Origin of the sequence: Vibrio sp. V43_P6S15P86 (genome assembly GCF_009904725.1) — a bacterium.
GTDB lineage: Bacteria > Pseudomonadota > Gammaproteobacteria > Enterobacterales > Vibrionaceae > Vibrio > Vibrio diabolicus.
Map to the genome: position 1 here is coordinate 1 of NZ_WXWT01000439.1, position 9296 is coordinate 9296.

The following is a 9296-nucleotide window of genomic DNA, read 5'->3' on the forward strand; positions in this document are numbered from 1 at the left end:
CCTTGATACAAGTACGTTCAAGAAAATATTATTCAACTCTAATAATATTTATTCTATGAAAGAGTACTAAGTGTCTAATAATCAGAGTACAGCCAAAGGATATATCGATCAGTTGGTTGTGAAAGCTATTGAGAAAAAGAAACTGAATGAGCAAAGGCTAGCAGAAAAAAATAAGCCAAAGCTTGAGTACGTGCTTTTTTCACAATTTGATGTATTAGACAAGCTTCCCTCTAAAAATGGTAAAACAACCGTTTATCATCTTGCAAAAAAAGGGCAGCCAGAAAAGCAGATCTGTTGCAAAGTTATCAATGATGACTCGCCAGAATTTGCGAGCAAAATGTTGGTTAACGAAGCGAGTCGATTAGAGCTTTCCCAACACCCGAGCGTGGCTAACTTCATAAAAATCGGCAACGAATTCGAACGCCCATATTTGATGTACGAGTGGATCCAAGGTGAATCACTCGCAGAAAAAATGGAGCGCCACTCTTCTAAAGGTTTCCGCCACGACCATATCGCTTGGTTGGTATATCAACTCGCTGGTGCCTTAGAGTTTATGCACACAAGAGGCATCTGCCATCTTGATATTAAGCCATCCAACGTACTAGTGAGTGAAGGCGATTACGTTAAACTCATCGATTTCGGTGCTGCTCGTTATATTGGAGAAACGGAACCTTACGCAGAAGCAAGCTTGAACTACGCTTCCCCTCTTTATATCGAAACTGGCATCGCGGAACCGCAAGATGATGTTTACTCCCTTGCTTTGCTCGCTGGACATTTATTTTTGGGTTCAATATTTGGTGATACTTGGAATAAACAATTAAAAGACCGAAAGCGTCCTGCATTGATCCCGGCTCATATTTGGAAGTTGCTCAAACAAGTCATCAATAAACCAAGAGGGCATGGCTATACCGCTATTTCTTTCGCCCAGCAGTTAGCACGAATCGATACTCAATCGATTAACTCAAATTCTAACGCACCAATTTTCAGTAGCTTGCGTAATGCGGATCTTCTGCTTACACACTGTAAGTCGAATGATAAAACAGCGTACGGACGCTTCAAACTATTGGAGGCGAGTTTAGTGTTGAGTGTGGTGGCAATGACAGGAAGTTATTTGTATCAGCAAAATTCGGATGCATTGGATGCTATTTTTGCCAAAGAAACGACACCTTTAAGTCACACAATCACGCCCACAGATACTGCTTCTTTTTTGGCTGAGCCGCCATGGAAAATCAAAGAAGTATTAGCAAAAACTGAGCAGAGCGTTGATACAACTAAAGCCTACCGAGAAGCGTATCGAGTTCAGCAATTAAGCCTTTCGGGTTTATATAATGAAAAACAGACTCAGTTGAAGTCTTATCAAGCTTTAGCTGATGGACTACCACAGACATTAGTGGATTTACGCAAGGAGCTTGTCACGTTGCGAGAGGAACTCGTTCGTGATGGTGCATTGTTTCCCTATGCGGACGAAACACTGACTAAAGTGATGTCGGGTTTGAATGTCGCCTCTGTTGATTCCATGAAAGTATCTGCCATTGCTGGCAGTCGTGATAAGCAGATTGCTCACTTAATTTTAGATGGTGAAGCTAAGCTCGCAGAAGAAGAAATGAAAGAGGCGTGGTTATTAAACCAGTCACAGGCATATTTCTATAGCCAAATCTTACCAAAGAGAGTGATGGAAAATATTAATGACTCCATTGATAAACATGCAGAAGCGCACTTTTATACCAAAGCGATTGAAGAGGCTGAATTAGCCAAAGACTACTTTGGTAATACGCCAGAACTAGAAAAAAAAATAACAGACTTAATCATCGCAAGAAGCGAATTTATTTTGTTTAGTACGGTGATGGAGCAATCCATTTTCGACAAACAGAAATTGCATGAGTCCCTTGCTGATTTAGAACGAAATGCGCCAAGAAAATTTACAGAAATCACAAAAATTCTAGATAGCATGGCGTCGGATGCGATTAATCAGAGTCATCAGTTTTCTAAGCCTGCAAATGGTGCCATTGCCGTAGCTCGTGCATTGAGAGACTACTTGACTGAAGGAGATGCGAATTTTGTCCAACATTGATACTGATCACCTTCTTAAACCGATTTCTGATGAATCTCCTGCGGGTAACGATGCTCGTTACGAGTTTTGCTATGAAATGATGGAAGCCGAGGTAAAAAAGTTTGGTTCTCTATTTGGCGAAACAGTCGACTGGAATGTAGTAAAAACCAATGCGATGGAAGTGCTCGAGCATCATAGTAAAGATTTAAAAGCACTTTGCTATTTAGTTCGAGCGCTTGCAGAGGAATCCGGGCTCAAAGGTTTTGAGCAAGGTCTGAAGCTGCTTAATGGGGCGTTATCTTGCTTCGGTAATGATCTTTACCCGTCACGGAAACGCGGTAGAGACGGTGCGGTGGAGTGGTTGAACCATCAATTTAAATTGATGAGCACTAAGCTTGAGGACAGTGCGCAATCTTGGGAATTAGTTTCAGGCTGTATTTCGGCGATTGAAGAAGTGCAGCGTCAGTACGACGATGTTTACCAAGATTCCGAAGCTGACTTCTTTGAGATTCGTACGCAGCTCAATGTTTTATCTCAACAAGCAGCGGCCGATGACCAGAGCGATGACTCAGTCGCTAACATCGAACAAGCGGCACCAGCTACGCAGCCTGCCGCGGTAGTAACGCCAGCACAGAACGACGTTCAAACCGCTTCAGCGAAGACGGTTCCGCCGGCCCCTAAACCTGCGCCAGTTAAGAAAGCTGTAGCAAAAGAAGTCGATGTCGATACAGATTTCTCGTCGCCTACGGCTTCAAAACGCACGTTAAAAAAAGTCGCGGAAGTCATGCTTCATGCAAATCCAAGTGATCCGCTGGCTTACCGAATTTATCGTCATCTGACTTGGGATGACATTGATGGTCTACCTGACCACCAAAACAATCAAACGCCATTGAGCTTGGCGGTATCGTCCGATCAACAAGCGGAATACCGCGACAAAGCCAATCAGGAAAGTGACATCGACACGATTAAACGTTTGGAGCGCACGCTAACTGACGCGCCATTTTGGCTCACAGGCCACCATTTCGTGTATTTGATGCTTACTAACTTAGGTTTTGATGACGCAGCACTTGCCGTGAAACAAGAAGTAAAGCGGTTTGTTGAGTCACTGGAGGGCATCGAACGCCTCTCTTTTAAGAATTCTATACCATTTGCAGATGAAGCAACATTGAGTTGGTTGTCTACTCAAGATGCTACTTCATCGGCAGCACAAACTGTTGTACAGACGGTTGTGATCGCTGAAGAAGATTCATTGCTGGTGGAGGATATCACTCTAGAAAATCTAGGGGAATATGCCGCAGAACTCGCCCGCAAACTTGAGCTGGATGGCTCAGGGCGTGGACAGTTCATGCTGTATTTACAATTGATAGCAGCTTACCAGTCTGTTGGATTATACCCGTTGTGTTTGCCGTATCTTGAGAAGGGGTGGGAAGTACAAAATGCGTTTAATCTCGCGAGCTGGGAACCCCACTTATCGTCGCAGTTAGAAGACCTGATTCGAAAAACACTCCATCAGTTATTCAGAAGTAAGGATCTTTTACCTGAGAAGTATGAAGAGTGGAAAGCAATTTATGACTAATTAAAGAGTTAGATAAGGAACGAATTATGTCACGTGACGGCTCGGTGGCTCCTAAAGAGCGAATTAATATCCGTTATGTTCCAGCAACTGGCGATACGCAAGAAGACGTAGAGCTGCCGCTAAGCATGATGGTGGTTGGCGACTTTACTGCACGTGCAGATGAGACGCCAATTGAAGAACGCACTCCAATCAATATCGATAAAGACAACTTTAACGAAGTGCTAGAAGGCATGTCTCCAAACGTTAAAGTGAACGTTGAAAACCGTCTTTCTGATGAAGAAGGCGGCCAAATCGGTGTTGATCTAACGTTCCAAAACATGAAGGACTTCTCTCCAGAAGCGATTGCGAAAAGCGTGCCTGAACTAAACAGCCTGCTTGAACTTCGCGAAGCCTTGGTGGCGCTGAAAGGCCCTCTAGGTAATGTTCCTGCATTCCGCAAGAAGATCGCATCAGTACTTCAAGATGAAGACGCGAGAAAGAAACTGTTGGATGAACTAAGCATTGGTAACGACCAAGACGCGAAAGAAGAGTAAGGGATATCATGTCTGCAGAAGCACAAGCGCCAGAACAAGAAGCAGCCTTAGTTGAATCAGGCTCACTTCTGGATAGCATTCTTAACGAAACTCGTTTAAAGCCAAGTGATGAAGGTTTTGATGTTGCAAAACGCGGCGTAGAAGCATTCATCAGTGAGCTACTAAGCAGCTCGAACACAGAGAAAGTGGATCAGTCTTTAGTTGATCTGATGATCTCAGAAATTGACCAAAAACTGTCTAAGCAAGTTGATGCAATTCTTCACAACGAAGAAGTTCAAGCGATTGAATCAACTTGGCGTGGCCTTAAGTACCTGGTTGACCACACTGACTTCCGTGAGAACATTCAAATTGAATTGATCTCTGCAAAGAAAGATGAAGTTCTTGATGACTTCGAAGACGCACCAGAAGTGGTGAAGTCTGGTTTGTACAAACAAATCTATACGCGTGAATATGGCCAATTTGGTGGTAAACCTGTTGGCGCAGTCATTTGTGACTACGATATGTCGGCTTCGTCTCCAGACATCAAACTGATGGAGTACATGGCAAACGTGGGTGCAATGTCTCATGCTCCATTTATTACATCGGCGTCTGCGAAGTTCTTTGGTCTAGATAGCTATGAAGAGCTACCGAATCTAAAAGATCTTAAGTCAGTATTTGAAGGCCCACAATACACTAAATGGCGTAGTCTACGTGAACACGAAGATGCACGTTACCTAGGTCTATGTACGTCTCGCTTTATGCTACGTACACCTTACTCTGTAGAAGATAACCCAATTAAGGCGTTTGACTACGATGAGCAAGTAACAGACAGCCATGACAACTACCTATGGGGTAACTCTGCGTACGCGATGGCATCAAAAATTAGTGAGTCTTTCGCTAAGTACCGTTGGTGTCCAAACATCATTGGTCCTCAAAGCGGTGGTACTGTGCATGACTTACCGGTTTACAACTTTGAAGCCATGGGTCAAATCGAAACTAAGATCCCAACTGAGATTCTTGTTTCTGACCGTCGCGAGTACGAGCTAGCAGAAGAAGGCTTCATTGCGCTAACCATGCGTAAAGGTTCTGACAACGCGGCGTTCTTCTCTGCAAACTCTGTTCAAAAGCCGAAAGTGTTTGCGAACACGCCAGAAGGCAAACAAGCAGAGATGAACTACAAGCTAGGTACTCAGCTTCCTTACATGTTCATTATCAACCGTTTAGCGCACTATATTAAAGTGCTACAGCGTGAGCAAATTGGTTCGTGGAAAGAGCGTTCAGACCTAGAAATTGAACTGAACAAGTGGATTCGTCAATACGTTTCTGACCAGGAAAATCCGCCAGCAGAAGTCCGTGGTCGTCGTCCACTACGTGCTGCTAAGGTTGAAGTATCAGACGTAGAAGGCGACCCAGGTTGGTACAAAGTATCAATGTCTGTACGTCCTCACTTCAAGTACATGGGTGCAAGCTTCGACTTGTCTCTAGTTGGTAAGTTAGACCAATAACCCATTGCTGAAACCATAAAGCAGCCAGTAAAGACTGGCTGCTTTTTTCGTAGGAGTGAAGATGGAAAAAGGTTATCGCCTTTTAGAGCGTATTGAGCTTGGTGAACCCAAAAACTGTTACGAGAAAGTCGTTTCTCACAAGCATTTGATTGAATCTATTCATTCTCATCTCGCAGACTTGCTGAATACCCATTCTGGGAATGCAATGATCGACAATGAGTATGGTTTACCAGATTTTAATGACGTACTTTCTAACAACACGAACCTAGTTCGCCACATTCAAAAAAATATCACGTCAACCATAGAACGCTTTGAACCGCGACTGTTGAATGTCGAGGTTAATTACCGTGAAGATCACCATAACCCGCTACAACTCGGCTTTGGTATTCGCGGCGAAGTTTCCCATAACGGCGGTAAAGTCCCAATGTCGATAGACGTCTACATGGGAACCGACGGCCAATTTAACGTTTAGTAGGTGCCACTTGAGTAACAGTAAATACTTTCAAGATGAACTCACGTATTTGCGTGAGTCGGGTAGTGAGTTTGCCAAATATCATCCGAAGTTAACTCACTTTCTCTCTGAGGGAACCTTTGACCCAGATGTCGAACGACTGCTCGAAGGTTTTGCCTTTCTGACAGGTCGAATCCGCGAGAAGATTGATGATGAACTGCCTGAGCTGACGCAATCTCTGATGACTTTGCTGTGGCCACATTACATGCGTTCGATTCCGTCTTTGTGCATTAGCGAACTAAAACCGCATACCGGAAGTGTTACTGAGAAAACCGTGGTGAAACGTGGCGCAGAAATGGCGAGTGAACAGGTAGAGGGCACGCAATGTTTGTTCCGTACTTGTTACGACGTCAATCTATACCCAATTACGATCACTAACATCGAACAGACCAACAGCCGCACCAGTTCGATGATTGATGTGACTTTATCGACGGAGCATGGTCTTGAACTGTCTCGGATCGGTTTAGACACGCTGCGATTACACTTGCATGGTGAGATTCATATTACTCGAACTGTCTTCTTATGGCTGTTCCGTTACCTAGATTATGTCGAATTAGATGTTGGTGGTGGTTACAAACATCGCTTAGGGCCAGAATACGTTAAGCCAGTTGGGCATGAAGAGGACGAAGCGCTCCTGCCATACAGCAAAAATTCATTTGCAGGTTATCGTTTGCTGCAAGAATTCTTTTCTTTGCCAGATAAGTTCATGTTCTTCGACATTAAAGGCTTAGAGTGGCTAAAAGGCATTCCACAACGTAGCACGGTCAAAATCAAATTCCACTTTAAGCGTGCATTACCGTCAGAAGTGGTGCTTAAAGATAAACACTTGAAGTTGCACTGTACGCCTGCCGTTAACTTGTTTGAAAAAGATGGCGATCCAATTCGTTTAGAGCACCGACGTAACGAGTACAAGGTACGTCCGCAAAGCAACACTCAGGAGCATTACGAAGTCTATTCCATTGAGCAAGTGGAAAGCTGGAGTAAAGACGAGCGTCGTCGAAAGTCTCTGATTGAATTTGAATCATTTGAGCATCAAATTAACCAACGAGATAAGCGCGAGTTTTACAAATCTAAAGTCGCTGAGCGTGTAAGCGGTAGAGGCCTTGAACGCTACATATCATTTCATACTCATAATGGGGACATTGCGGAACTGGGAACAGAAACTGTACTTATGAAACTGCAATGTAGTAACGCAGATTTGGCGGAACGTTTGTCAGTGGGGGACATCACTTACGCGACTCATAAATCACCGACCTATGCGACGTTTAGGAATATTACCAAGCCCACTCAATCGGTCAGTCCGCAAGTGAATGGTGAGCTTCAGTGGCAGCTAATTGCGAATATGTCACTCAACTATTTATCGCTGGCAAATATTGATGTACTTAAAGTGCTTCTCTCTACCTATGATTTCCACTCTCGTGTTGACAGACAAGCGCACCGTGCATCAATTCATCGACTTGATGGGGTTATCTCTTCGGAAATGAAACCAATCGACCGTGTGTTTCGTGGCGTTTCGGTACGCGGCAATCAGTTTAAGTTGGTCACCAATTCCAAATTTTTTGTCAATGAAGGCGACATGTTCTTGATGGCGACGGTGCTTAACGAATTCATCCGTTTGTACTCGAGTGTGAACTCCTTTACCGAACTGGAAGTGTTTGATGAAGCGACAGGCGAGGTTTATAACTGGGCAAGTCTTATCGGACAGCAGACGATACTATGATTAATACACTTTCTGATAATTCGAATGAGTTTAGTTTCTATCAAGCAGTCTTGCTGCTAGAGAAGCATTATCAACTAGAGCCGAACTCTAACTTTGTCGCCGTCGGTGAGAACAAGTACTTCCACCAAGAACGTATTGAGTTCAGCGTTTCGCCAAACTTATCTTTTCCAAAGAGCGATATGGACTTTATTGCTCATATGGAGAGAAATGGCCAGCAGTATTCTAGAGTCGAAACTAACTTTCTTGGCTTGCATGGGTCAAGCTCACCACTTCCTGCTTCTTATACTGAGAAACTGGCAGGGCGAGATCCTGAAGACAATCCGGTAAAAGATTTCTTTGATTTTTTCCATAATCGGTACACCAGTTTGTTGTATCGGGTTTGGAAGAAATACCGATATCACGTGCAGTACCAAAGCGGGGCAAGTGATGCCTTCTCTGGACGTATTCTGCACTTGGCAGGCCTATCTAGCGTAATGCAAGATAGTAAGGTCGCAGAGTTAGATCGAGCGAAAATACTGTCTTATGTAAACCAACTTTCTACGCGTACGCGTTCGCCGAAGCTGATTTCCGGTATTGTTTCGCATTACTTCTCGTTGCCTAGCGTGCGCATTGAAGAGTGGGTATATCGCCGCGTAGAAATAGCAGAAAGCCAACGGAATAAACTCAACCGTGCTAATTGCATATTAGGGCAAAATTTGCACTTAGGACAAAGCATTGCGGACTTAAACGGCAAATTTAATCTCTGCATCGACAGCATCGATTTTGAAACATTTAAGCAGTTTTCCTACGATGGTGAGTTACACAAAACACTGGTTGGCCTGATGCGTTTCATTTTGCGTGACCCGATGTCGTGGGACTTAAAGTTGACAGTTAACTTAGATAGTATTCCAGAGAATAAGCTAGGTAATGGGGAAGGGAACCACTTAGGACAAACATTCTGGTTAGGTAACCCAAGTGATAAAGATGCCAAAATCCGAGTCATCGGAAGCATATAAGAAAGCCGCTCTACGAGCGGCTTTTTATGTTGTCATCAAAAAGGTCAGAAAAGCTTAACGACTGATCGGCTGGTGAAGTACGACGGTAGTATCAAGCCTTTGAATCCCGTTAAATGACTCAATTTCGTTACAAAGATGATGAATAGACTGCAGATCGGGCGCTTCAATTAGGGCAATAATATCAAAGTTGCCACCAACAACGCTTGTTAAGCGAACCTCAGGGATTTCTTTAAGCGCATTTGTTACATCATTTTTCTTACCCTTTTCACAAGATATCAATAGATAGCTTGCGGCTTTGCGCCCTTCGTTTTCTACACGAATTTGTGCGGTATAGCCTTTGATAATACCGGTCTTTTCTAAACGATTAAGCCTTTCTGCTACTGCTGTACTAGACAAACCAATGTTTCGAGATAGATTCGCAATAGAC

Annotated in this window: 8 protein-coding genes; 7 read left to right on the forward strand and 1 reads right to left on the reverse strand. The window is 43.8% G+C overall.

From position 1 onward, the window contains the following. Positions 1 to 70: 70 nt before the first annotated feature. The 7 genes from CAG69_RS19735 (at position 71) to tssG (ending at position 8869) form a co-directional block, all read left to right on the forward strand. Positions 71 to 2071, forward strand: coding sequence for a serine/threonine protein kinase (locus tag CAG69_RS19735; protein WP_161445805.1), 2001 nt, complete (start codon positions 71 to 73; stop codon positions 2069 to 2071). Continuing rightward, entirely contained in the window at positions 2058 to 3626 is a 1569-nt protein-coding gene (gene tssA, locus CAG69_RS19740) for a type VI secretion system protein TssA (protein ID WP_161445807.1), read from the forward strand. Before CAG69_RS19735 ends, tssA begins: the two co-directional genes overlap by 14 nt. A gap of 26 nt (positions 3627 to 3652) precedes the next feature. Beyond that, entirely contained in the window at positions 3653 to 4159 is a 507-nt protein-coding gene (gene tssB / locus CAG69_RS19745; protein ID WP_005392637.1) for a type VI secretion system contractile sheath small subunit, read from the forward strand. Positions 4160 to 4167: 8 nt separating this feature from the next. Further along, a complete protein-coding gene (gene tssC / locus CAG69_RS19750) occupies positions 4168 to 5643 on the forward strand; it encodes a type VI secretion system contractile sheath large subunit (RefSeq protein ID WP_005392635.1) in 1476 nt (491 codons plus the stop codon). A gap of 61 nt (positions 5644 to 5704) precedes the next feature. Further along, on the forward strand, positions 5705 to 6115 hold the full coding sequence (gene tssE, locus CAG69_RS19755; RefSeq protein WP_005392634.1) for a type VI secretion system baseplate subunit TssE: 411 nt from the start codon (positions 5705 to 5707) through the stop codon (positions 6113 to 6115). 10 nt (positions 6116 to 6125) lie between these two features. Then, a complete protein-coding gene (gene tssF / locus CAG69_RS19760; protein WP_006741090.1) occupies positions 6126 to 7874 on the forward strand; it encodes a type VI secretion system baseplate subunit TssF in 1749 nt (582 codons plus the stop codon). Next, positions 7871 to 8869, forward strand: a complete 999-nt coding sequence (gene tssG / locus CAG69_RS19765; protein WP_161445810.1) for a type VI secretion system baseplate subunit TssG — start codon at positions 7871 to 7873, stop codon at positions 8867 to 8869. Before tssF ends, tssG begins: the two co-directional genes overlap by 4 nt. A 54-nt stretch (positions 8870 to 8923) precedes the next feature. Here tssG and CAG69_RS19770 read toward each other — a convergent pair. Beyond that, the coding region (locus CAG69_RS19770) for an Lrp/AsnC family transcriptional regulator (protein WP_161445812.1) at positions 8924 to 9296 on the reverse strand (373 nt) is incomplete at its 5' end.

Bases quoted from the DNA above. Each gene is read 5' to 3' on its own strand.
- tssB (WP_005392637.1), top strand. From the start codon at position 3,653: ATGTCACGTGACGGCTCGGTGGCTCCTAAAGAGCGAATTAATATCCGT.
- tssC (WP_005392635.1), top strand. From the start codon at position 4,168: ATGTCTGCAGAAGCACAAGCGCCAGAACAAGAAGCAGCCTTAGTTGAA.
- tssE (WP_005392634.1), top strand. From the start codon at position 5,705: ATGGAAAAAGGTTATCGCCTTTTAGAGCGTATTGAGCTTGGTGAACCC.
- tssG (WP_161445810.1), top strand. From the start codon at position 7,871: ATGATTAATACACTTTCTGATAATTCGAATGAGTTTAGTTTCTATCAA.